The sequence below is a fragment of the Kitasatospora griseola genome (assembly GCF_014648555.1).
Taxonomy (GTDB): Bacteria; Actinomycetota; Actinomycetes; order Streptomycetales; family Streptomycetaceae; genus Kitasatospora; species Kitasatospora griseola.
This window is the reverse complement of sequence record NZ_BMRI01000027.1, coordinates 1-22,584: the sequence shown is the minus strand read 5'-3', so window position 1 is coordinate 22,584 and position 22,584 is coordinate 1. Positions and strand designations below refer to the sequence as shown.

Annotated in this window: 18 protein-coding genes and 1 pseudogene; 12 read left to right on the top strand and 7 right to left on the bottom strand. The window is 73.9% G+C overall.

Annotation, left to right across the window (positions count from 1 at the left end; all coding sequences use genetic code 11):
- Positions 1-172: 172 nt before the first annotated feature.
- Positions 173-1,741: a CehA/McbA family metallohydrolase gene (locus IEZ12_RS27000; RefSeq protein WP_373295533.1), complete on the bottom strand. Its 1,569-nt coding sequence runs from the start codon at positions 1,739-1,741 to the stop codon at positions 173-175.
- A 556-nt stretch (positions 1,742-2,297) separates the two neighbouring features.
- Between IEZ12_RS27000 and IEZ12_RS26995 the strand changes: the two genes are divergently transcribed.
- From IEZ12_RS26995 to IEZ12_RS26965, 7 genes are all read left to right on the top strand, one after another.
- Positions 2,298-3,899 (top strand): ATP-binding protein, encoded by a 1,602-nt coding sequence (locus IEZ12_RS26995; RefSeq protein ID WP_189275520.1) that lies wholly within the window; start codon positions 2,298-2,300, stop codon positions 3,897-3,899.
- Positions 3,896-4,303, top strand: a complete 408-nt coding sequence (locus IEZ12_RS26990) for a roadblock/LC7 domain-containing protein (RefSeq protein ID WP_083462070.1) — start codon at positions 3,896-3,898, stop codon at positions 4,301-4,303. The genes IEZ12_RS26995 and IEZ12_RS26990 overlap by 4 nt, the downstream gene beginning before the upstream one ends.
- A gap of 13 nt (positions 4,304-4,316) precedes the next feature.
- Complete coding sequence (locus IEZ12_RS26985; protein ID WP_043908365.1) at positions 4,317-4,664, top strand: DUF742 domain-containing protein; 348 nt, start codon at positions 4,317-4,319, stop codon at positions 4,662-4,664.
- A complete protein-coding gene (locus tag IEZ12_RS26980; protein ID WP_189275518.1) occupies positions 4,645-5,262 on the top strand; it encodes a GTP-binding protein in 618 nt (205 codons plus the stop codon). Before IEZ12_RS26985 ends, IEZ12_RS26980 begins: the two co-directional genes overlap by 20 nt.
- 35 nt (positions 5,263-5,297) lie before the next feature.
- Positions 5,298-6,743, top strand: coding sequence for a cytochrome P450 (locus IEZ12_RS26975; RefSeq protein WP_189275516.1), 1,446 nt, complete (start codon positions 5,298-5,300; stop codon positions 6,741-6,743).
- Positions 6,744-7,169: 426 nt separating this feature from the next.
- Positions 7,170-8,045, top strand: a complete 876-nt coding sequence (locus IEZ12_RS26970; protein WP_189275514.1) for a helix-turn-helix domain-containing protein — start codon at positions 7,170-7,172, stop codon at positions 8,043-8,045.
- Positions 8,046-8,291: 246 nt separating this feature from the next.
- A complete protein-coding gene (locus IEZ12_RS26965; RefSeq protein ID WP_229848088.1) occupies positions 8,292-11,018 on the top strand; it encodes an AAA family ATPase in 2,727 nt (908 codons plus the stop codon).
- Between the two features lie 85 nt (positions 11,019-11,103).
- Here IEZ12_RS26965 and IEZ12_RS26960 read toward each other — a convergent pair whose 3' ends face one another.
- A complete protein-coding gene (locus tag IEZ12_RS26960; protein ID WP_189275512.1) occupies positions 11,104-11,817 on the bottom strand; it encodes a lytic polysaccharide monooxygenase in 714 nt (237 codons plus the stop codon).
- Positions 11,818-12,221: 404 nt separating this feature from the next.
- Between IEZ12_RS26960 and IEZ12_RS26955 the strand changes: the two genes are divergently transcribed.
- Complete coding sequence (locus tag IEZ12_RS26955) at positions 12,222-13,337, top strand: LLM class flavin-dependent oxidoreductase (protein WP_189275510.1); 1,116 nt, start codon at positions 12,222-12,224, stop codon at positions 13,335-13,337.
- Positions 13,338-13,344: 7 nt separating this feature from the next.
- Here the strand turns inward: IEZ12_RS26955 and IEZ12_RS26950 are convergent, their stop codons facing one another.
- Positions 13,345-13,998, bottom strand: a complete 654-nt coding sequence (locus IEZ12_RS26950; protein ID WP_189275508.1) for a class I SAM-dependent methyltransferase — start codon at positions 13,996-13,998, stop codon at positions 13,345-13,347.
- 132 nt (positions 13,999-14,130) lie between these two features.
- Here IEZ12_RS26950 and IEZ12_RS26945 point away from each other — a divergent pair, with 132 nt between their 5' ends.
- Together IEZ12_RS26945 and IEZ12_RS26940 are read left to right on the top strand one after the other, a co-directional pair.
- Positions 14,131-15,261: a sensor histidine kinase gene (locus IEZ12_RS26945; protein ID WP_373295532.1), complete on the top strand. Its 1,131-nt coding sequence runs from the start codon at positions 14,131-14,133 to the stop codon at positions 15,259-15,261.
- A 77-nt stretch (positions 15,262-15,338) separates the two neighbouring features.
- Entirely contained in the window at positions 15,339-15,989 is a 651-nt protein-coding gene (locus IEZ12_RS26940) for a response regulator (RefSeq protein ID WP_189275506.1), read from the top strand.
- Positions 15,990-15,996: 7 nt separating this feature from the next.
- Here the strand turns inward: IEZ12_RS26940 and IEZ12_RS26935 are convergent, their stop codons facing one another.
- Positions 15,997-16,359, bottom strand: a complete 363-nt coding sequence (locus IEZ12_RS26935) for a hypothetical protein (protein WP_189275504.1) — start codon at positions 16,357-16,359, stop codon at positions 15,997-15,999.
- A gap of 5 nt (positions 16,360-16,364) precedes the next feature.
- On the bottom strand, positions 16,365-17,765 hold the full coding sequence (locus IEZ12_RS26930) for a uracil-xanthine permease family protein (protein ID WP_189275501.1): 1,401 nt from the start codon (positions 17,763-17,765) through the stop codon (positions 16,365-16,367).
- Between the two features lie 467 nt (positions 17,766-18,232).
- Here IEZ12_RS26930 and IEZ12_RS26925 point away from each other — a divergent pair, with 467 nt between their 5' ends.
- On the top strand, positions 18,233-18,400 hold the full coding sequence (locus tag IEZ12_RS26925) for a methyltransferase domain-containing protein (RefSeq protein ID WP_189275499.1): 168 nt from the start codon (positions 18,233-18,235) through the stop codon (positions 18,398-18,400).
- 405 nt (positions 18,401-18,805) lie between these two features.
- Here IEZ12_RS26925 and IEZ12_RS26920 read toward each other — a convergent pair whose 3' ends face one another.
- Together IEZ12_RS26920 and IEZ12_RS40690 are read right to left on the bottom strand one after the other, a co-directional pair.
- Positions 18,806-20,617 (bottom strand): phosphoinositide-specific phospholipase C-related protein, encoded by a 1,812-nt coding sequence (locus IEZ12_RS26920; protein WP_505744220.1) that lies wholly within the window; start codon positions 20,615-20,617, stop codon positions 18,806-18,808.
- A gap of 475 nt (positions 20,618-21,092) precedes the next feature.
- Positions 21,093-21,329, bottom strand: a pseudogene (locus tag IEZ12_RS40690) (RICIN domain-containing protein); the annotation flags it as partial.
- Between the two features lie 276 nt (positions 21,330-21,605).
- Between IEZ12_RS40690 and IEZ12_RS26910 the strand changes: the two are divergent.
- Complete coding sequence (locus IEZ12_RS26910; protein WP_229848086.1) at positions 21,606-22,154, top strand: MarR family transcriptional regulator; 549 nt, start codon at positions 21,606-21,608, stop codon at positions 22,152-22,154.
- Positions 22,155-22,584: the final 430 nt, after the last annotated feature.

Genomic DNA, 22,584 nt, shown 5'->3' with positions numbered 1-22,584 from the left:
GTGAGGACGGCCGCGCCCTCACCGCCTGGCGACCACGTCTTTGGGCCGCGGGCCGTCCGCCGGCCCGGCCGCTCCGCCTGCCCACCGCCGCCCCGGACGGCGCTCTGCCGTCGGGCCTCGGCCGCGCCGTCGTCCTCGTCCGACCGCCGCTTGAAGGCGAATTGACGCTCCGTCAGGAACCGTGCAACACAATCGGGTTGGTGAGTGCCGCCATCGGCCCCCACGGGAGGTCGGGACCCATGGAGTTGCCCTTGCCCGGGGTGCCGTCGGGCTTGGGGTGGCGGACTTCGGCGCGGACGTAGGCGGCCAGGGAGGCGGTGGTGTGCCAGGTGATGGTACCGGTGCCGGTGGTGGGGAGGGACTCCTGGTGGAGTTGGCCCTCGTCGGTGATCAGGCGGACGGTGCCGTTCGGGACGCCGGAGACGGCGAGTCGGATGTCGACGGGGGCGTCGGCGGGGACGGTGAGGCGCTCGCCGATGCCGGCCTGGCGGCCGTGGCCGGTGGCGGTGAACTCCAGCTGGACGGCGGCGGATTCGGCGATCCAGGAGCGGCCGGCGCGCAGGCCGGCCAGGATCGCGGTGCGGTGGAGGTCGTCGGCGAGGACCACGTTGTGCGGGGCGCCGATGACCTGCGGGGTGCTGTGGGCATCGCTGTTGCCGAGGGCGGGGAGCCAGTTGCGGCCCTCGTGCAGGGCGGTGGCGAGGTTGGCGTCCCAGGTGTCGACGGCGGATTCGTCGTCGTACGTCCAGGGGCCGTTCCACACTTCGACGCCGTCGGCGTCCTGGTAGCCGAACTTCCACTGGCAGGCGACGTAGGGGCAGTAGGGGTGGGCGGCGACGACCAGGCCGCCGGACCGGTGGACCTGGCGGGCGAAGCGCGGGAACTGTTCGTCGCGGGCCCGGTAGCGCCAGTCCACGAACTGGCCGGGGGCCAGGCCGAGGGCCAGCCAGTGGCCGTTGCGGGTGGTGACCTCCTCGCCGGGGACGATCAGCAGGTCGGGTCCGGCCAGCGGTCCCCAACTGCCGTGCGAGGAAGAGGTGTTGTGATCGGTGGAGACGATGAAGTCGAGGCCGGCGGCGCGGGCCCCGGCGGCGACCTCGGCGGGCAGGCGGCGGCCGTCGGAGTGCACCGTGTGCAGGTGGCAGTCGCCGCGGTACCAGGCCCGGCCGCGGCCGCGGGCCCGCTCCGGCGGGTAGGCGGGGGTGAAGGCCGGGCCGGGTGCGCCGAACCGGAGGGTGACCTGCACGGTGTAGGTCAGCCCGGCGGGGGCGACCTGGTAGGGGCCGAGGACGACGTGCCAGGTGCCGGGATTGATCGGCCCGGGCAGGTAGCCGGGCGTGGCGGCCTCGCGGGACAGGCTGAACTCGGTGCGGAAGCCGCCCGACCAGCCGCGGAAACCGTCGCCGCCGAGGGCGGTGCCGCGCTCGTCGAAGATGCCGATGTCGCAGGAGTTCCCAGGGGTGCCGGGCGGGACGGCGGGCCGGTCGTAGCTGTAGGAGACCGCGATCTCCCGTACGCCGCGCGGTACTTCGACGGGGAGGTAGACGAAGTCGGGTGCACCGGTGGGTAGTTGGCCGGTGAGCGTGAGCACCTGATCGGCGGAGGGCGTCTCGGCGTGCGCCCGCCCGGCGGATCCGGCCAGTCCGACGGCGGCGACCGCGCCGGTGGCCAGGCCGGTGCGCAGAACGGCGCGGCGTCCGGGCAACGCGCCGTCGGTCGAGGGGAGTTGGGAGTCGGGCACGGCGGCCTCCGGAGGTTCGGCGGGCGGGACGCAAGGCTGCCTACCCGGCGGGGTGAACCGGCGGTGAGGTGCGGCCCACCGGTGGGCGGAGAGGTGGTGAAAGTCGTTCGGACGTCCGGCGCGGAGGTTCGGTGCGTCGCGTGAACGCCAGGCGTGAATATGACGAACTGATCATCCGTCAGTAATATGCCGCCAAGGCTCGTTCCTCCTGTCCGGAGGCGCGGGCCGTGTCGCTGTCGGTCTTCGAGCGCGGCCCTAGCACCATCACAGGGTCTGCCGTGCGAGGAACGCCGCGACTGCCGCTCGTCCGGGTGAATCCGGGCCGGGAGGCTGCTGTGGGGTGCCCGGTGCGACAAGCCTAAGAGCCCCGGCGAGGGGCGCACGAACCTTTCCGTCGCGTGTTCGACACCTCCGTCGACCAGCACAACTCTGCTGGTGGAACGGGATGCTGACGAACCGTCGGAGCTGTCGTGCACCGGCTATGCTGCTTCGCGCCCGGGCCCCGCCGCACCGCCCGGACCCGCGTTCCCATCCCTTTGACCGTATGAGGACACCGATGCTTCGACCCGGATCGTCGCCAGGAACCCGGCTGCCCGCAGCCGTACTCGTCGGCCTGCTGCCCGCGGTCGTGATCGGCGTGACGGTGGCCCTCGCCAAGACCGCCGGGCCCGGACAGTCGATCTCGGGAATCCTGCTGTGCGGTCTGGTGGGAACCCTGACGGTGGCGGCGGTCGGCTTCGCAGCGGCCCACCGGGGCGGCGCCCTGGAACAGGCCCTCGCGGACGGCGCCCGGCAGGGCGAGGAACTGCGCGCCCGGCTGGCCCGCCAGCAGGCCGGCATGCTCGACCTGGCCAAGAACGAACTGCCCGAGGCGGTCGACCGGCTCCAGCGCGGCGAGTTCATCACCGACGTGCTCCGCTCCTACGAGCAGCGCCACCTGGCCGAGGCCGGCGAGGACTTCCACGAGGCCCGGCACGCCGTGCTGCGCGCCGTCCTCGACGCCGTCGACAACGAGGAGGCGATGCGCGAGTCCGCCCAGCGCGCGTTCGTGAACATCGCCCGCCGCGTCCAGGCGATCGTCCACCGCCAGGCCCTCGACCTGCGGCAGATGGAGGAGAGGCACGGCGACCTGCCCGCGGTCTTCGACGACCTGCTGATCCTCGACCACGGCAACGCGCTGATCGGCCGCCTCGCCGACTCCATCGCGGTGCTCGGCGGCGCCCGCCCGGGCCGCCAGTGGAGCCGTCCCGTCCCGCTGTTCAGCGTGCTGCGCGGCGGCATCTCCCGGATCCTCGACTTCCGCCGGGTCGAACTGCACCCGGTCTCCGAGGTCGCCGTCGTCGGCCCCGCCGTCGAACCGCTGATCCACGCGCTGGCCGAACTGCTCGACAACGCCACCCGCTACTCGCCGCCGCAGACCGACGTCCACCTCACCGCGGTCGAGGTGCAGACCGGCATCGCGATCGAGATCGAGGACGGCGGCCTCAGCCTCGGCGAGGAAGGCCGGGCCCGCGCCGAACGGATGCTGGAGGAGGCCCAGTCCGGCATCGACCTCAACGACCTCGGCGAGACCCCGCGGCTCGGCCTCGCGGTCGTCGGCCGACTGGCCCGCGCCTACGGCTTCCAGGTCTCGCTGCGCCCGTCCGCGTACGGCGGCGTGCGCGCCGTGCTGATCGTCCCGCAGCGCTACATCACCACCGCGCCCGCGCCCAGCCGCGCGCACGGCATCGGCCGGATGGCCACCGGCCACCCGTCCGTGATCCAGCAGCACCCCAAGCACCCCGAGAACCCGGTGTGGAGCCCGCCGGCCGAGCAGCCGACCGCGACCCACACGCCGTCCGGCGGATTCGCCGCCGCCGCGGCCTTCCCGCCCGCCGAAAGCCGGCCGCGGGTGCCCGCGCCGTCCCCGGCCGAGGACGACTACCCGGTGGTGACCGAACGCACCGCCAACGGCCTGCCGCAGCGCCGCCGCCACGCCGCGCCGCTGCGCCCGGGCGGGTCGGCCCCCCGACGGCAGGCGCCCGCGCCCGCCGCCGAACCGGTCCAGCCCGGCCTGTGGTTGGCCGCGTTCACCGACGGGGTCAACGGCAGCACGCCCAGCGACCCGTCGGACGGCCGCCACGCCAGTGAAGAGTCAGCAGGGAAAGGCGAGAAGTGATTCAGCAACGGACCAACATGGACTGGATGCTCAGGGACCTCGCGGAGAGCGTCCCGCACGCACGGCACGCCATCGTCCTGTCGGCCGACGGCCTGCGGCTGGCCCAGCACGGCACCGACCCGGACACCGCCGACCGGCTGGCCGCGGCCTGCGCCGGACTGCAGAGCCTGGCGCACGCGGTCGGCAGTGAGTTCCCGCACGGCGACGGCCGGATGCGACTGGTGGTGATCGAGGTCGGCGGCGGCTTCTTCTACCTGATGGCGGCCGGCTCCCGGGCGTTCCTCGCGGTCCTCGCCGACGAGGGCGTGGACGCCGGACTGGTCGGCCAACGGATGCGGGACCTGGTGGCACGGATCGGCGAGCACCTCACCACACCCGTCCGCACCGGCGAACAACTCGCGTGAGTCGGGGACTCCGATGAGCAACTGGGAAGAGGTCGGCCCCGAGCGGTTCTTCGTGATCACCCGGGGCCGAGACCGGCAACACGCCGTGACGGACTTCGACCTGGTCACGCTGGTCGTCGCCCGCTCCCGGCCCGAACCCACCATGCAGCCCGAGCACGCGGCGATCCTGCGGATCTGCGGCTCGCCGCTGTCGGTGGCCGAGATCTCCGCATACCTGAGCCTGCCGAACAGCCTGGTCATCGTTCTGCTGTCCGAGCTGCTCGGCACGCACAAGATCGAGGCCCGCGCCCCCATCCCGGCGGCAGCCCTTCCCGACCTTTCCCTGTTGGAGGCAGTGATCCATGGACTTCAGCGGCTCTGAGCCGGTGCGCGGGCCGCGCGAGGCCGAACTGCTCCCGGCCACGGTGGCGGCCGCCGTCAAGGTCGTCATCGTCGGCGGCTTCGGGGTCGGCAAGACCACCCTGGTCGGCTCGGTCAGCGAGATCCGCCCGCTGACCACCGAGGAGACCATGACCGAGGCCGGCGTCGGCATCGACGACCTGGCCGGGGTGGAACGCAAGAGCTCCACCACCGTCGCGATGGACTTCGGCCGGATCACCATCAGCGAAGAACTCGTGCTGTACGTCTTCGGCACCCCCGGTCAGGAACGCTTCTGGTTCCTGTGGAACGGCCTGTTCGAAGGCGCGCTCGGCGCCGTCGTGCTGGTCGACACCCGCCGTCTGGAGGTCAGCTTCGACGTCCTGGGCCGGCTGGAGGACCGCGGCGTGCCGTTCGTCGTCGCCGTCAACTCCTTCCCCGAGTCCCCGGGCTACCCGCTCGACGAACTGCGCGCGGCGCTCGACCTGCCGCCGCACGTCCCGATCGTCGAGTGCGACGCCCGCACCCGGGAGTCCAGCCGCGACGTGCTGATGGCCCTGATGCGCTACCTGTACGAGCTCGCCGCCCAGCCCGTCGGCTGACGCCCCGCACCGTCCCGATCTCCTGGAGAACTTCCGTGATCCCCGAAGAGCGCACGTACAACGGCGCCGTCCCCCCGCCGGGCTGCCCGGCCCACGGCGCCACCCCCCTCCAACAGGACGACCTGCGGCGGCTGTTCGGGCCGGAGGCCGAAGCCGACCCGGCCGGCCTGTACGAGAAGCTGCGCGCCGAACACGGCGAGGTCGCGCCCGTGCTGCTGCACGGCGACCTGCCGGCCTGGCTGGTGCTCGGCTACTCCGCCAACCTCACCGCGATGCGCACCCCGTCCCGGTTCTCCCGCGACTCCCGGCGCTGGATCGAGTTCCAGGAGGGCCGGGTCGCCCCCGACTCCCCGGTGCTGCCGGTCATCGCCTGGCAGCCGACCTGCTCGTTCGTCGACGGCGAGGAGCACCGCCGGCTGCGCACCGCCGTCACCGACGGCCTCAACAACTTCGACCGGCGCGGCATGCGGCGCTACGTCACCCGCTTCGCCGACCAGCTGATCGCCGAGTTCGGCTCCATCGGCAAGGTCGACCTGGTCTCCGAGTTCGCCGAGCACCTGCCGATGCTGGTGATGACCCAGCTCGTCGGCATGCCCGAGGAGTACGGCCCGCGGCTGGTCGAGGCCGCCCGCGACCTGGTCCGCGGCACCGAGACCGCCGTGGCCTCCAACGAGTACGTGGTCGAGTCGCTGCGCCGCACCATGGACCGCAAGCGCTCCGACCCCGGAGCCGACCTGGTCACCCGGCTGATGCAGCACCCGTCCGGCCTCACCGAGGACGAGGTGCTCCAGCACGTGCGCTCGGTGCTGCTGGCCGCCAACGAGACCACCATCAACCTGATCGCCGAGACGCTGAAGATGGTCCTCACCGACGGCCGCTTCCGCGCCCACCTGTCCGGCGGTCAGATGACCCTGCCCGACGCGCTCGACCAAGTGCTGTGGGACTCCCCGCCGTTCATGCTGGTCCCCGGCCGCTGGGCGACCGGCGACACCGAGCTCGGCGGACGCCACATCAAGGCCGGCGACATGCTGCTGATCGGCCTGGCCGCCGGCAACGCGGACCCGGCGGTGCGACCGGACCTGAACCAGCCGCTGTTCGGCAACCGTTCGCACCTGGCGTTCGGCAGCGGCCCGCACGAGTGCCCCGGCCAGGAGATCGGCCGGGCCATTGCCGAGACCGGCATCGACATCCTGCTCACCCGCCTTCCCGACCTGCAACTCGCCGTGGAGGAAGAGGAGTTGGTCTGGCGCGGCAACTGGATGTCGCGGCACCTGACGGAACTCCCGGCCCGCTTCACCCCGCGCGTCGCGTTCCAGCCGCAGGACCCGACCACCACCGCCAGCGCCCCGGTCGTCTCCACGCCCGAGCCCGCGCCGCACACCCCGCCCGCCGCGGCCGTCCTGCCGGCCGCGCCCGCGCCGGTCGTGCCGGAGCAGCGGCGCGGCTGGTGGGCCGGTCTGATGGCCAAGCTGCGCGGCTGAGATTCCGGGGAACAGGGCGACGCCCCCGGTGCCGGTCTTCCGGTGCCGGGGGCGTCGCTTCTGCCGTCCGGTCGGGCATCGGTCGAATGACCAGTCGTCGGTGGTGGCGCCGTCCGGGCCCCGGCCTCGTTCCGGGTGGCATCGGTGCAGGTCAGGGCAGGTTTTGGTGCTCCGGTAGGTGGCCGGTGAGTCGCGGGTTCGGGCGGGTGGGCGGTTGGCCGGCGCCGGAGCGGCCCGGTAGGAATGTCGCAGAGCGAGAGGGCGCGACGCACCCCGGACGGACTCCGACCGGCGCGCTCCTCGCCCGGCTCGCCCGCTGCGCGGCGTGAACGTTCGACGCACCGATCCCGCACCGGTCGGACGTGCTCGAACTTTGTCGAAGCGAGGCCCGCACCCACCTTCGGAACGACACGATGGGACCCTCCCATGCACCACTCGGGCACCGGCGCACTCCTGTCCGCCCCCACCGAACCCTCGGCCACCGCCCCGGCGGCAGGCTCCGGCAGCGGCCGCCTCGACCTGCTGCCCGTGCCGCAGGGCGCCGACGACGCGCACTGCGTCCACGTCACCCTGCACCTGGCCGGGGGAGCGGTCCTGCGCCGCCCGCACGGCGAACTGCCCGTCGCCGAAGGCGATTTGGTGATCAGCGGCGGCCCGCACCCGGTCAACCTGCTGCGCGGCGCCGACTGCGCGAGCCGGGTCTTCCGGGTGCCGTGCCAGGCACTGGGCATCTCCGCGGCCGAGGTACGGGCCGCCGGCGCCCTGCACGCCCCCGGCTCCACCGGCGTCGGCTCGCTCGCCTCGCAGTTCCTCGCCACGCTGGCCGTGCACTCCGACGGCCTTGCCCCGCTGGCCCGGATCCGACTGGCCCGCAGCGCCGCCGACCTGCTCGCACTCCTGATCACCGACCTGCTGGACGAGGACGCCCCCGACCGGTCGGGCGGCTCCGCCGCGCTGCTCACCCGGATCCGGGCCCACATCGAAGGGACCCTGACGAGGCCCGACCTGTCGCCGGAGTCCGTCGCCCGCGCCCACTGCATCTCGGTCCGCTACCTCCACAAGCTGTTCCAGCAGGACGGCACGACCGTCGGCCAGTGGATCCGCCACCGCCGCCTCGAAGCCTGCCGCCAGGAACTCGACCGGCCGCCCCACCGTCGAGTCCCGGTCGCAGTCGTCGCCGGCCGCTTCGGCTTCGCCAGCCCCTCGCACTTCAGCCGGGTCTTCCGCGAGGCCTACGGCCTGACCCCGACCCAGTGGCAGGCCCGCACCGACGCCCGGCTCGCGGGGGTGCAGGCCGGCTGACGGCGGTCGGGGGCCGCGTACCCGGGTCCGTCCGGGCTGGGGCTGCCGGGCGGTTCGGGGTGCCCCCGGCGGCCGCGTGGCGGAGGGCGGGGTGCCGCGTGGCAGGATGGGCGGGACTTGACGGATCAGTAGAACGACGAGGTCAGCGACGTGACGACCGCCCCTGCCGGCACCGGATCGGGGGGCCTGCACAGGCCGTCCGAGGTTTCGGGGGCCGGTCGCCCCCAGGTTCCGGGGGAGGAGTCGTTGCTCGGCCGGGACGCCGAGTGGGCGCGGATCGCCGCGTTGGTGGAGTCGGCGGTCGGTGCGAGCCGGGGGTCGTCGGTGCTGGTGGTGACCGGTGAGCCCGGCGCCGGGAAGACGTCGTTGCTGGACCGGGCTGCGGACCGGGCGGCCGCAGGTGGGGCGCTGGTGCTGCGGGCCCGGGGCAGCGAGAGTGAGCACGGGATCGGCCTGGCCGGGCTGCACCAGTTGTTGCGGCCGCTGCTGTCCGGTGCCGGGCGGTTGCCGGAGAGTCAACGGCGGGCCGTGCGCGGCGCGTTCGGCATCGGGGCGGGGGCGGGGGAGCCGGTCGATCCGCTGCATCTGCGGGTCGGGGTGTCGACGCTGGTCGGTGACGCGGCCGCCCGGCGGCCGCTGTTGTTGGTGGTCGACGACCTCCAATGGCTGGACCTGGGTTCGTTGGACCTGCTGGCCTTCATCGCCCGTCGGCTGGACGGCGAGGCCGCCGCACTGCTGGCCGCGGCCCGGGAGGACACCGTTCCGCTGCGGTTCGACCGGGACTTCCCGCAGGTGACCGCCGGGCCGCTGGACCGGGCTTCGGCGGGGCTGCTGCTGGACGCCCAGCCGGTTCCGCCGTGCGGCCGGGCACGGTCGCGGATCCTCCAGGAGGCGGCGGGGAACCCGCTGGCGCTGGTGGAGCTCAGCCGGGCCCTCGCCCACGGCCGGGTCGAGTCCGGCGGCAGCAGGGCGCTGCCGTTGACGAAGCGGCTGGAGAACCTGTTCGCCGCGGACCTGCCGGACCTGCCGGCGGACACCCGGCGGACGCTGCTGCTCGCCGCGGCCACCGACACCGGCGAGCTGTCGGACGTGGTCGGCGCGGCCGGCGGCCTGGACTGCCTGGGGGCGCTGGAGCCCGCAGAACGGGCGGGGTTGGTCCGCATCCAGGACGGTCTGCTGCGGTTGCGGCACCCGCTGGTCCGGTCCGCGATCTACGGAGCGGCGTCGTTCACCGAGCGCAGGTCCGCGCACCTGGCGCTGGCGGGTGCGCTCGTCCATGAACCGGACCGGCAGGCCTGGCACCTGGCGGCCGCCGCGACCGGCCCGGACGCGGAGGTCGCCGACGCGCTCGCCGCCAGCGCCGAACGCTCCCGCAGCCGGGGCGGGCACGCCGCCGCCGCGGCCGCGCTGGAACGGGCCGCCGACCTGACGCCCGATCCGGAGCTGCGCTGTCAGCGGCTGCTGGCCGCGGCCCGGTCCGCGATGTTCGGCGGACACCCGCAGTGGGTGGGCGAGTTGACCGCCCGGGTGCCCGGGTACACCGACCGGCCGGAGCTGCGGGCCCAGGCAGGCGTGTTCTCCGGCTGGGCGCTCGGGGTGACGCTCCGTCATGATGCGGCGCTGGAAACCCTGCTGGCCGTCGCCGAGCAGCACGTGGCGGCGCTGCCGGACGCCGCGCTGTCGGCGCTCGGGATCGCCGCGACCTCCGCCTACGCCTCCGGCGACCCGTTCCACCGGGTCGAACTGCGGCGGCTGGCCGAGCGGTTGACGGACCTGCCCGACCCGAACAGCCAGGCCTGGATCGCGGCCGCCACCGCCCCGCACACCGGCCGCGCCCGCGCGCTGGAGCTGCTCGCGGCGGCGCACGCGGCGATGGGTGAGGACGACCTGAGCGCCCTCACCGTCCTCGGCGGCACCGCCTGGTGCATGGACGAGACGGCGCTCGCCGTGGAGCTGCTCGGCCGCGCCCTGGAGCATCTGCGCCGAGCGGGCACGGCCGGTACCAACGCCACCGTCTCGCAGGCCATCGCGCTCGCCCAGTACGAGTCGGGGGCCTGGACGGCGGCCCGCAACAGCACCGAGGACACGCTGTGGATGGCCGCCGAGGCGGGCGCCGACCTGTCCGCCGTCGGCACCCGGATCCTGCAGGCCACCCTGGACGCCCGGCAGGGCGACCCGGCGGCCCGGGAGCGGGCCGAGGCGGCGGTGCGCGGCGTCGACCTGCGCCGTTCACTGGCCCTGCAGGTGCGCCACCGGGTGGCGCTGTCGATCGCGGCCACCGCGGCCGGCGACCACACCGAGGCGTACCGGCAGGTCCGGACGCTGTTCACGCGGGACATCCGGCCCCGGCCGGTGCACTACCACGCCTCGCTGTACTACCTGGGCGATCTGGCGGCGGCCGCCGTGCACGCCGACGAGGTCGCGGACGCCCGGGCGGTGTTCGAGTCCGTCCAGCCCGACCTCGGCAACGACCGCTCGCCGCGGCTGCACGCGATCGTCGAGCGGGCGGCGGCGCTGCTGGCCGAGGGCGCGGACGCGGAGCGGCACTTCCGGGCGGCGCTGGCCGATCCGGCCGGGGCCGGCTGGCCGTTCGAGCGGGCGCTGGTCCAGCTGGACCACGCGGAGTGGCTGCGGCGCCGGCGGCGGTCCGCGGAGGCCCGTCCGCTGCTCGGCGCGGCGCTGGAGACCTTCCGGCGGTTGGACGCCGGGCCGTGGCGCGACCGGGCGGCCGCCGAACTGCGGGCGGCCGGCGCGGAGGTGCCCGCCGCCGACGCCGGGGCGGCGCAGGAGCCGCTCACCCCGCAGGAGCGCCGGATCGCCGAACTCGCCGCCCAGGGACTGACCAACCGGGACATCGCCGCCCGGCTCTACCTGTCGCCGCGCACCGTCGGCTACCACCTGCGGAAGGTGTTCGCCAAGCTCGGCATCCGGGCACGCGCCCAACTGCGGGACGCGCTGGGCGGGCTCGCCTGACCACCGGACCGCCCGGCGGCCCTCCCCCACAGGGAGCCGCCGGGCGGTCGTGGTGTCATGCGGAACCGGGACTGCTCGCCCGGGGCTACTTGCAGGCCCCGAGGTCCTCCCAGACGCCCCACTGGCCGGTGGAGCCGGGCTGCTCGCCCTGGGTCCACCACTTGGCACGCCAGTTGTGGTTGCCGTAGGAGGCGCCGTCGCCGCTGTTGTAGACCCTGGCCGGGTCCCACGCGGCGGCCGTGCAACTGCCGTTGCCGCCGCCACCCGGGGTGCCGCCGCCGGTGCCGCCGATGTTGACGTCGATGCAGGAGTAGAAGGCGTTGGCGGTGTCGGAGACGTTCCACACCGCGAGGACCTTCTGCCGGCCGGTGTAGCTGCCGAAGTTCACCTGGTGGCTGACGTCCGCCGGGGGCTGGGCGTTGTTGCCGGAGAACTGGGCGATCAGCTGGCTGCCGATGAAGTACTGCCAGCTCGCGGTAGCGTGACGGGCCGACAGGTGCCAGCTGAAGGTCTGGGTGGAGGACACGTTGGCGACCTTCCAGCCCTTGGAGCCGTCGTCCAGCTCCGCGTACTCGGAGTGGCCGCCGCTGCAGCTGAACAGGCCCTTCGGGCCCTCGACGCTCTGCGGTTCGTACTTGATCTGCCCGCAGACGACGACGCCGTTGGCGCACTGCGCCTGGCGGCTGGCCGGGTCGGTGACCCAGCCGTGGGCGCTGGCGGTGCCGGCCGACAGGGTCAGCCCGAGCAGCGGGGCGACCAGCGCGCCGATCGCGGCGGTCACCTTTCTGTTTGCCTTCATTTCCGTGCCTTCCTGATGTGGGGTCAGGGCGATCCCTCCCGACGCCGATGGGGCGGGCCGGGAGACGGCCATAGGTCTAGACCGGATGCCGAGGGAGACGATAGCGCCGTACCGGGCGGGGTCAAGGGGGTGCGCCGGACGAGGACGCCGTGCGCTGCGCGAACGTGGTAACTTCCGGGCGTGCCGCAGCGACTCTTCCTGACCACCCGGGGTCACATCGACCTCCTCCGGGTGTGTTCCGCTGCCTGTCGCCGCTCCTGAGCGACCGCCCCGTCCTCCCTCGCCCGCCGCGCGACTCTCCGAGGCGGCATCCCCGCGTCCCGGCCGCCGTGCGACCGTCCGCCCCCGCGTCCCGACCGCCCCCGGCGGTGCCGCGCACCGTTTCGCAGAAGAGGATCGATCCGTTGTCCGACCGTGCCCCCGTGTTCCACTGGTTCCTGCCCACCGGAGGGGACGGCCGCGACCCCGGCGGCGTCACCGCCGTGCAGGGCCGGACCGGCGCCGCCACCCGGCGGCCCGCCGACGTCGGATACCTCGCGCAGGTCGCGCAGGCCGCCGAGCAGGCCGGGTTCGTCTCGCTGCTCGCCCCGGTCGGACTCGGCTGCGTCGACCCGTGGATCCTGGGCGCGGCCCTCACCCGGCACACCAGCCGGATCGGCTTCCTGATCGCCTTCCGGGCCGGCCTGGCCAGCCCCACCCTGATCGCCCAACAGGCCGACGCCTTCCGGCGGTTCGCCGGCGGACGGCTCCGGCTGAACGTGGTCACCGGTGGCGACCCTGCCGAGCAGCGCGCGTACGGCGACCGGCTCGCGCACGACGAGCGCTACGCCCGCACCGACGAACTGATGGCCGTACTGCGGGAGTTGCTGGCCGGGGAGCGGGTCGACCACCGGGGCGCCCACCTGCACCTGGAGGGTGCGCAGCTGGTCGATCCGGCGGTCGAGCACCCCGTCCCGCTGTACTTCGGCGGCGCCTCGCCCGCCGCCGAGCAGGTCGCCGCCCGCCGCGCCGACGTCCAACTGCTGTGGGGCGAACCGCCGTCGGCGATCGGCGAGCGGATCGGGCGGCTGCGCGCACTGGCCGCCGGGCAGGGGCGGACGCTGCGGTACGGGCTGCGGCTGCACGTGATCAGCCGGGACACCGCCGAGCAGGCCTGGGCGGAGGCCGATCGGATCCTCGCCGGGATCGACCCGGCGGCGGTGCGGGCCAGCCAGGCCCGGTTCGCGGCCATGGACTCCGCCGGTCAGGCCCGGATGGCCGCTCTGCACGGCCACGGCACCGGAGCCGGACGGGAGTTGGTGGTCGCCCCGAACCTGTGGGCCGGCATCGGCCTGGTCCGGGAGGGCGCGGGCACCGCCCTGGTCGGCTCGCACGACGAGGTCGCCGCCCGGCTCGCCGAGTACCACGCCCTGGGCATCGAGGAGTTCGTGCTGTCCGGCTACCCGCACCTGGAGGAGGCGTACCGGGTCGGCGAGGAGGTGGTGCCCCGGGTCAGGACCCTTATGGATCAAGATAACTGACGCTCAGTCAGTTATTGGAGTGCAGCTGCCAGACCCGGGCCGGGGGAAGGTTCGCCAGCACGGTGCGGCACTCGGTCCGGCCGCCGCGCAGGTGCGCGGCCATCGCGCGATCGACCGCCGCGTGCCGGTGCAGCTCGGCGCGGGTGGCGAACATCGCCCGGGCGCGCCGGGTGCCGAGATAGGCGAACCAGGTCAACGTGCCGCCCGGGTGCAGCAGTTCGAGGTAGCGGGCCATGATGCGGTCGACCTGGGCGGGCGTGAAGTTGGTCAGCGGCAGGCCGGAGACGATCACGTCGTAGCGCCGGTCGGTGGCCAGCTCCTCCACGTACGCCTGGTGCACCGTCACCCGGGTCGCGCTCTGCGCGGCCACCAGGTCGCGCAGCCGGTCGGCGAAGCGCGGATTGGCCTCCACCACGTCCAGGCGGGCGCCGCGCGGCAGTTGGGGCAGCAGGACACGGGTGACGGCGCCGGTGCCCGCGCCGGCCTCCAGGACGTCGATCGGGTGCGGGGCGCGGGCCCGGACGGGGGCGGCCAGGGCGTGAGCCAGGGCCCGGCTGCTGGGGGCGACCGCACCGGTGGTGCGCAGGTCGCGGACGGCTTCGCGGAGGAACGCCCAGCCGTCGGCCCGGGGCCGCGACGGGGGAGAGGTCTGCTCGGTCATGGCTTCGACGCTAGGAATCGCGAGGGCCCGGCAGATCCGCCGGGCGGCGGCCGTCCGGACCGACGAAAGTCGGTGGTGGGAACGGCCGTTGGTCGATTCCGCGAGCCGGGCGGGCTGCCTAGCATGGATGTCGTGAGGTGGTGGCGGAGCCCGCTGTGGGCGACCTTGGGGCGGGCGGCGGCGCTGGCGTTCCTGGTGATGGCGATCGACAACAACGGCGCCAAACTCGGCGACGGGCACCGGCACTTGACGGTGACCGCGGCGGCGACGGTGTGCGCGGTGATCCTGGCGGTCCCCCGACTACGGCTCACCGTCGGCCCGTTGGCGGCCGTCGCGGTCACCGCGTGGTGGGGCTGGCTGACCGATCTGCTGCTCGCCGTGGTGATGTTCGACCTGGCGGTGGCCCGGCGGACCCGGCTCGCGCTGCTGTGCGCGGCGCTCGCACTGGCCGGAAACCTGGCGGGGGTGCGGGCCGCCTCGGTGTGGGTCGGGCAGCGCTGGCTGTCCACGCTGACGGTGCTGCTGTTCGGGCTGGTGCTCGGCCTGTGGCAGGGCAACCGGCGCCGCCTGGTGCACACCCTGGCCGGGCAGGTCGAGCAGCTGCGGGTGGAGGCCCGGCTGCGGGAGGACGCGGCGCGCGCCGCCGAACGGTCCCGGATCGCCGCCGAGATGCACGACGTCCTCGCCCACCGGCTCAGCCTGATCGCCCTGCACACCGGCGTCCTCGCCACCCGCGGCGCCGCGCTGCCCGGCCCGGTCGCCGACCGGCTGGCGATGCTCCGCGCCACCTCCGTCGAGGCGCTCACCGACCTGCGCGAGGTGCTCGGCGCGCTCCACGACCCGCACGCCGGGCCGGCCGACGCACCCGCCGTCCGCGAGGTCGCCGCGCTGGTGGCGGACGCCCGCGCGGCCGGGCAGCAGGTCGCGCTGACCGTCACCGGCCGGGCGGCGGACGCGCCGACCACGCACCGGCTGGCCGCGTACCGGATCGTCCAGGAGGCGCTGACCAACGCCCGCAAGCACGCGGACGGGGCGGCGGCGGAGGTCCGGGTCGACTACCGGCCGCCCGCCACCCGGGTCGAAGTCACCAACGGCGCGGGCGCCGCCGGGTCCGCCGCCGTGGACTCCGGCTACGGTCTGGTCGGCCTGCGCGAACGCGTCACCGCGCTCGGCGGCCACCTGGACGCGGGCCCGGCCGGCACCGGCTCCTGGCGGCTGTCCGCCCGCCTCCCGCACCCCGCCCCGAAGGACGGTCCGGCATGACGCGCGCCGGACGAGCCGGTGGCGGGCAAGCGCTTTCCGCACGGCTCACCGAACGGCTCACCGAAGGGCGGCACCCGATGATTCGCACCCTGGTGGTCGACGACGACGCACTCGTCCGTCTCGGCCTGACCGACCTGCTCGACGGCGACCCCGGCATCGAGGTGGTCGCACAGGCCGCCGACGGCCTTCAGGCGATCGAACGGGCAAGCGCTTTCCGCATCGACGTCGCGCTGGTCGACGTCCGGATGCCCCGGATGGACGGCATCACCGCCACCGCCCGGCTGCGCGCCCTGCCGCAGCCGCCGCGGGTGATCACGCTGACCACCTTCGACCTCGACCGGTACGTCTACGACGCGCTGGCCGCCGGGGCCGACGGGTTCCTGCTCAAGGACACCGACCCGGCGGAGATCCTGCGCGCCGTCCACCTGGTCGCGGCCGGCTCCGCGATGCTCCACCCGGCCGCCGCGCGCCGCGTCATCGACCGGTACCACGCCACCGGCCGCACCGCCGCGAGCGCCGCCCGGTCCCGGCTCGACCGGCTCACCCCGCGCGAGCGCGAGGTGCTGGCGCTGCTGGCCGAGGGCCGCGCCAACGCCGACATCGGCGAGCGGCTCGCGATGCGGGAGAGCACCGTCAAGGCGCACGTCAGCCGGATCCTCACCGCGCTCGGCGTCAGCAACCGCGTCCAGGCGGCGCTGCTGGCCCGGGACGCGGGGCTGGTCGGCTGACGGGCCGTCACACCAGGCGGACGTGCTCGATCGGCGGCAGGACGGTCGGCATGTCGTCCGTCACCCAGGCGTATTCGAGCGCCGACAGCGTCCGGCCGTCGTCGTCCGTCCACAGCAGCAGCTCGCCGATGTACTCGCCGTCCCCGTCGAGGACCGCCGCGCCGACCGGCGCGAGCCGGGACGGCCCCGTGTGCCGGCCCGGCTCGTCCACCCGCAGGTCCACGCTGACCGAGCCCGGCGCCCAGGGGCCCACCACCTCGGTGCGGTCCAGCTGGGCGCGCAGCTCGGCCGCGCCGTCGAACTCCGCCTCCGCCGAGAGCAGGTGCTCAAGCAGCGCGCGTTCGGCGGAGTTCAACGGGCGGCGGGCCATCCCGGTCAGCTCTCGGGACGGCTGTTGTCGTCGTACGTGCTGGTGCCCTCGTCCAGCAGCGGGCCGTTGGCCGGGCCCGGGTGCTTGAGGTGCGCCGGGGCCATGGCGCGCAGGGTGTGGTAGCCGGTCAGGACGATCAGGGTGCCCAGGGCGATGCCGCCGAGCTCGAAGTTGTCGGTGATCTTCAGGTTGACGTTGCCGATGCCGACGATCACGCCCGCCGCGATCGGGACCAGGTTCAGCGGGTTGGTCAGGTCCACCTTGTTGTGGATCCAGATCTGCGCGCCGAGCAGGCCGATCATGCCGTACAGCACGACCGTGATGCCGCCGAGCACACCGCCGGGGATGGCCGCGATCACCGCGCCGAACTTCGGGCACAGGCCGAACAGGATCGCGAAGCCCGCCGCGCACCAGTACGCCGCCGTCGAGTACACCCGGGTCGCCGCCATCACGCCGATGTTCTCCGCGTACGTGGTGGTCGCCGGACCGCCGACCGCCGTGGACACCATGGTCGCCGCGCCGTCCGCCATGATCGCGGCGCCCATCTTGTCGTCCAGCGGGTCACCGGTCATCTCGGAGACCGCCTTCACGTGGCCGGCGTTCTCGGCGATCAGCGCGACCACCACGGGCAGCGCCACCAGGATCGCGGACAGCGAGAAGCTCGGGGCGTGCAGCGAGGGCAGGCCGATCCAGTCGGCCTTGCCGACGCCCGACAGGTCCAGGCGCCAGTGGTCGACGGCCGCGCCGCCGCCCACCGGGGAGTTGATCTTCCCGAAGATCCGGTCGAACAGGAAGGACACCAGGTAGCCGAAGACCAGGCCCAGGAAGATCGCGATCCGCGACCAGAACCCGCGCAGCACCACCAGCGCCAGCCCCGTGAAGAACATCGTCAGCAGCGCCACCCACTGGTCCTGCGGCCAGTACACGCCGGCCGCGACCGGCGCCAGGTTGAAACCGATCAGCATGACCACCGCGCCGGTGACGATCGGCGGCAGCACCGAGTGGATCACCTTCGCGCCGAAGCCCTGCACCACCGCACCGCACGCCGCCAGCACCGCGCCGACCACCAGCAGCGAACCGGTCAGCGTCGCCGCGTCCCCGCCCTGCGCCTTGATCACGGCCGCCACACCGACGAACGACAGGCTGGAACCCAGGTACGACGGGATCCGGCCGCTGGTCACCAGCAGGAAGAAGATCGTCGCGACACCGGAGACCATCACCGCGAGGTTCGGGTCCAGGCCCATCAGCACCGGAGCGACGAACGTGGCGCCGAACATCGCCACGACGTGCTGCGCCCCCAGCCCGATCGTGCGCCCCCACGACAGCCGCTCGTCCGGCTTGACCACCGCCCCGGGCTGCGGGGCGCGGCCGTCCCCGTGCAGCTTCCACCCGAACGCGACCTTCATGTCCTTGCCTCGTCTCTGTGCTCTACCGTGCGAAACCCTGGTGGGCGACCATGCAACCGGTCGCGACATGATCTCCTATCGCTCCCACCGCCCTGACCTCGGGGGATCACCCGCCCGGCCGAGTCACCCAACGCGATCGGGGCGCTCCGTAGGGGAGCGCCCCGGAGTGCGGGCCGGGCCGTTCCGCCACCGCGCGGCCTGCTTCTCCCGGGGCTTCCGGTGGTCCGCCAGGAGGTCGGGGCGGCCTGCGCCGTGACCTCCCCTGCTCCACTCCCGCGGCACGACAACCGCACCGCCCGCCCTGCTTCTGCCCGACGCATCGTCACGGAGTTCCATGACCGCCCCCGGTTCACCACCGCCCACTGGGCCGAGAGCTACGAGGACGGCATAGCCTTCAGTGCCCTGCGCCCGCAGGAAGAGGCCGCGCTCACCGAGTGCGCGCCCGCCCGGCCGGGGGAGGCCGCGCCTTGGACATGGGCTGTGGCCTGGGCGACCTCGCCGCGCACCTCGCGCTGGCCGGCTACGCGGTGGACGTCGTCGACCTGTCCGCGGCCGCGCTGGAGCGCGCCCGTGCGGCCCACCCCGACGCCGCGGTGCGGTGGCTGGAGGTGGATATCGAGGACGCCGAGCTGTAGCAACTCCCCGCCGACGATCCGTACCTCTTGATCACGATGCGCCTGTCCGTGGCCTTCCTGACCAGCCGGACGGCCACCCTGCACCGGATCGGCCAACTGCTGGCCCCCAACGGCACCCTGCTGATCACCGCCGCGCTCGCCGCCACCCCCGCCTACCGCAGGCACATCGCGCTCGACCACGGTGGTGGAGGCGAGCCAGAACTGGGAGGACAGCAGGGTGAGTTGTGCGCGGTGGCACAGGTGTTGACGCTCCGTCAGTTCCGTCTCGTCGCCTTCGGCACCGGCGCTTGCGGGTGGGGCGGCCGGAGCGTCCGAGCCGGGGTCCGGCTGTCGGCCCGCCCCGGCGAGCTCGGAAGGCGTCGAAGGGCCGGCGGGAGGCCGGCCCTTCGAGCGAGAGGGTGGTGGTCAGAGGCGGAACGGGTTGGCGTTGCGGGCCGCGAGGAGGTACCAGGCGGTGGCGCCGGTGTGGAGGGAGGCGTAGTACTGGTCGCCCATTCCGGTGTCCAGGCCGTCCCGGGACGCTGCGACGATGCCGAAGCCGTCGTGGTTGGGTGCCTGGTCCTGGGCGGTGGCGAGGGAGGAGACCAGGGCGGCGGCGGTGGCGGTGTCCTCGGCGCGGCCGCGGGCGTAGAGCGCGCTCAGCAGCTGGGCGGTGCCCTCGAACCACACCTTGCTGCGGTCGGCGCTGCCGAAGGGGACGCCCTGGTAGGGGCCGTCCTGGGTGAGCTGGTTGCGCACGAGCCAGTCCACCGCCGGGGCGTCGTCGGGGCTGAGCGTGGCGAGGTAGCTCCAGACCTGGACGTCGGCGGGGACGACGTCGGTGTTCACGCTGACCCCGTCGAGTCCGGTGCCGGTCCACAGGTGGCCGTCGGCGGCCCGCATGGAACGTACGAACCCGAACGCGGCGTCCGAGCGGCTCTTCCAGGTCTGGTCGCCGGTCAGGGTGGCGAGCATCGCGAAGAAGGCGCCTACGTCGATGTTGTGCTCGGTGGCCTTCCAGGTGATGGCCTGGTACTCGGCGCCGACCTCGTCGAGCGCCCGGACGCCGCCGGTGTAGCCGCCGGCGCCCCGGCTGTCGGCGGCGTGGCTCTGGATCCACTCGGCCGCCTTGCGCGCACCGTCCAGGTAGCGCTGCTGGCCGGTCGCCCGGTAGAGGTGGGACCAGGCCATGCCCACCCACGCCATGTTGCCCGTGTAGGTGGACCAGCCGCCGATGTAGGGCGTGCCCGTCTTCGTCACGAACGGCTCGGGCAGGTAGGAGGAGCGCAGCCGGCCGTCCGGCTGGGGGTCGTGGTCCTGGGCGTAGAGGAGGGCGTCGCCGAGGGTGACCGCCCGGGCCCTGTCGTCGGCGTTGCCGCTGCCGAGGAACGCGTCGATCATCAGGGCGTCGTCGTAGACGAAGGACGACTGGAAGCCGGTCGGGCCGAACTGGTCGCCGGGGGCGAAGTAGCCGCCCCGGTAGCTGCGCGGCAGGCCCTGCGAGACGGGGTAGGGGAACTCGTTCATGGCACTGCGCAGGAAGGAGTACCCCTTGGCCACCGAGGTGTCGGCGGGGCGGGCGAAGCCGGCGGGAACGGTGGGCGGCGCGACGGGCGCGGCCGGGCCCTCGACGTAGTGGAGGCGGTTGATCGTCTGGATCGCCCGGTGGGTGGCACCGCCCAGCGGGATCTCGTAGAAGTCCACGGCCACGTAGTTGGGCATCTTGCGGGCCGCCGGGCCGCAGTAGTTGCGGGCGCGCTCGACCAGCTTGTCGCCGTTGTCGATGGCCGCGCTGATGATGGTCGGGGCGTTGCGGAACTGGTTCATGACGAACAGCGGGGAGAACTTGGCGTTGCGCTGGGTGAGCGGGACGCCGCCCCAGCGGCTGTAGCAGTCCCAGTTGCTGCCGGTGTCGCCGATGCTCCAGTAGTTCTCGACCGTCCAGTCGCTGCCGGGGCGCAGTCCGACCTCGGGGATGGCGGTGCCGTGGTCGTCGGTGAAGAGCAGCAGCCGCTTGTCGGCGGCGCGCATCGCGGACAGGGTGGGCCATCCGTTGGTGCTGACGCCGCTCGTCTCCGGGTCGAAGACGAGATCCTTGAGGCCGGGGACGGCTTCGAGGGTCTGCCGCATGCGGGTGCGGTCGGCGTAGTCCTCGAAGAAGACGGTGACGATCGGCTTCTGGCCGTCCACCTGTTCCGTCTTCATGAAGGTGACGATCTCGGCCATGGCGTCCGACAGGGGGCGGGCGGACCCCGTCGAGGCAGGGCGCGTGGCAGAGCACGACGTCGTTGCCGCGCATGTGCGCGTCCAGCATCAGGCCGCTCACGCCCTCGCGGAGCTGGGTCAGCAGGGAGCGGTTCTGGTTGGGGGCGATCGGGCCCGCTTCGGCGGCGTTGTGGAAGGCGTTGTGCGTGGTCAGGAACGTGGCCTGGTCGAGTCGCGGGTCCGCGGGCGCCTCGCCTTCCTGGAGCGAGGTGTTCGTCAGGTACCACTGGCTCTGGGTGCCGGGCTGCTTCGCGCCCGCCGTCAGCCGCCTGCCGTTCGCGGAGTCCCCGCCGAAGTCGGTGGCGGGGTTGAGGTAGACCTCCTGGCCCGGTGCCTTGATGTGGAAGACGTCCGGGCTGACCTGCTCGAACTGCCACTGGGTCTCGGGGCCCCCGCAGGTGCGCAGCTCGGCGAGGACCTGCCCCTGGGCGTCCGGCGCGGTGCGGGACAGGCAGTACGCCCCGTTGACGTTGCTCTTGAGGTAGTAGGCGGAGCCGACGGGCTCGAACCACCATTCCTGGTTGGTCTGGGCCTTGAAGACGTACTGCAGGATCGGCTGCCCGTCCACCATGTCCCGTCCGGCGGCGTCCACGGACAGGCCGGTGGTGACGTTCTGCAGCTGGACCGGGCCCAGCTTGTTCGGCGGGCCGGGCTGGGCGGCCGCGGGCGGGGCGCCGACCGGCACCAGCAGGGCGGCGCCGAGGGCGGCGGCCAGGCCGAGGGCGGTCGCCCGGCCGCGGTGGCGGGCGGTCGGCGCGGGCCCGGTGCGGGCCGCTGGTCGACGAAGGGCGGGGAACAACACCAGGGATCCTCCGGGAAGTGGGGCCGCGCATGGCAAGGCGGCCGACCGGGCGCGGCCCGGCGGCGGAAGGCAGGCGCGACGTACGCTTGCGGGAATCACATTACACAGTCGCTGCGTCGCGCAGTGACTGCGTGAACGGGAAGAGTGGAGAGGCGATCAATGACTGCACGTCCCACGAGCGACGGCGGCCCGGACCGAACGGGCGACCCGGCTCCGGACGCCCCCGGCCCGGGGCGCACCCGGGAGGAACTGGTGGCGTGGGTCGCCTCGCTCGGCAACCGGCGGCACGCCGTCTGGGTGCGCTACCAGCAGGCGCTCGCCACCGGCCTCGGCCTCGGCCTGACCGACGTCCAGTGCCTGCGCTCGCTGGCCCAGCAACGCGGCGAACTCACCACCCGGCAGATCGCCGACCTCACCGGCCTCACCACGGGCTCGGCGACCCGGCTCGTCGACCGCCTCGAACAGGCACGGCTGGTCGCCCGCCGCCGCGACACCGCGGACCGCCGCCTCGTCCACGTCCGGCTGACCCTCGAACGGCGGCCCGACGTCGCCGCCGCCTGGGAGCAGGCCGAGCAGGCGCAGGCCGAACTCATCGCCTCCTACGACGACGCCCAGCTCGCCGTCGTCGGCAACTACCTCAGCCGAGCCGCCGACATCGCCGAAGGACAGATCGAGGGCCTGCTGCGCCTCACCCCGCCCGTCGACTGAAGCGTGCCCAGGTCGGAATCGGCCGCGACGCCAGGACGGGACGCGGACGTACACCGTCGACCTCGCACGGGGGGACGGCCGACGGCACGTCCGGCACCGGGCCGGGCTTGCGAGCCGTGCCGGGACTGAGAGGTGGCTGCTGTGCTGGACGGTGAGCTGCGCGGTGGCCCACGCGCCCGTCCCTGTCGAGCTGGCGCCGCTGGCTCGCCAGGGGCGGGCGACTTCGGACGGTCGGGGGCGCGTGGACCTGGAGCATGGTCGGTGTGGACTCGACCTCGTGTCGGGCTCACCGCACGCGGCCGGGGCGTTGCGGAGAAGGCCGCGGAGGCTGGCCCCGCTTACGCGCGAAGGAATAAGAAGACATCTCATTTGGAGAGCCGCCGGGTGCAGATGAGGGCTGCGGCGATGCTGGCGAAGGCGGCGAAGTGGT

Bases quoted from the DNA above. Each gene is read 5' to 3' on its own strand.
- IEZ12_RS26995 (WP_189275520.1), top strand. From the start codon at position 2,298: ATGCTTCGACCCGGATCGTCGCCAGGAACCCGGCTGCCCGCAGCCGTA.
- IEZ12_RS26985 (WP_043908365.1), top strand. From the start codon at position 4,317: ATGAGCAACTGGGAAGAGGTCGGCCCCGAGCGGTTCTTCGTGATCACC.
- IEZ12_RS26980 (WP_189275518.1), top strand. From the start codon at position 4,645: ATGGACTTCAGCGGCTCTGAGCCGGTGCGCGGGCCGCGCGAGGCCGAA.
- IEZ12_RS26970 (WP_189275514.1), top strand. From the start codon at position 7,170: ATGCACCACTCGGGCACCGGCGCACTCCTGTCCGCCCCCACCGAACCC.
- IEZ12_RS26960 (WP_189275512.1), bottom strand. From the start codon at position 11,817: ATGAAGGCAAACAGAAAGGTGACCGCCGCGATCGGCGCGCTGGTCGCC.
- IEZ12_RS26950 (WP_189275508.1), bottom strand. From the start codon at position 13,998: ATGACCGAGCAGACCTCTCCCCCGTCGCGGCCCCGGGCCGACGGCTGG.
- IEZ12_RS26940 (WP_189275506.1), top strand. From the start codon at position 15,339: ATGATTCGCACCCTGGTGGTCGACGACGACGCACTCGTCCGTCTCGGC.
- IEZ12_RS26935 (WP_189275504.1), bottom strand. From the start codon at position 16,359: ATGGCCCGCCGCCCGTTGAACTCCGCCGAACGCGCGCTGCTTGAGCAC.
- IEZ12_RS26930 (WP_189275501.1), bottom strand. From the start codon at position 17,765: ATGAAGGTCGCGTTCGGGTGGAAGCTGCACGGGGACGGCCGCGCCCCG.
- IEZ12_RS26910 (WP_229848086.1), top strand. From the start codon at position 21,606: ATGACTGCACGTCCCACGAGCGACGGCGGCCCGGACCGAACGGGCGAC.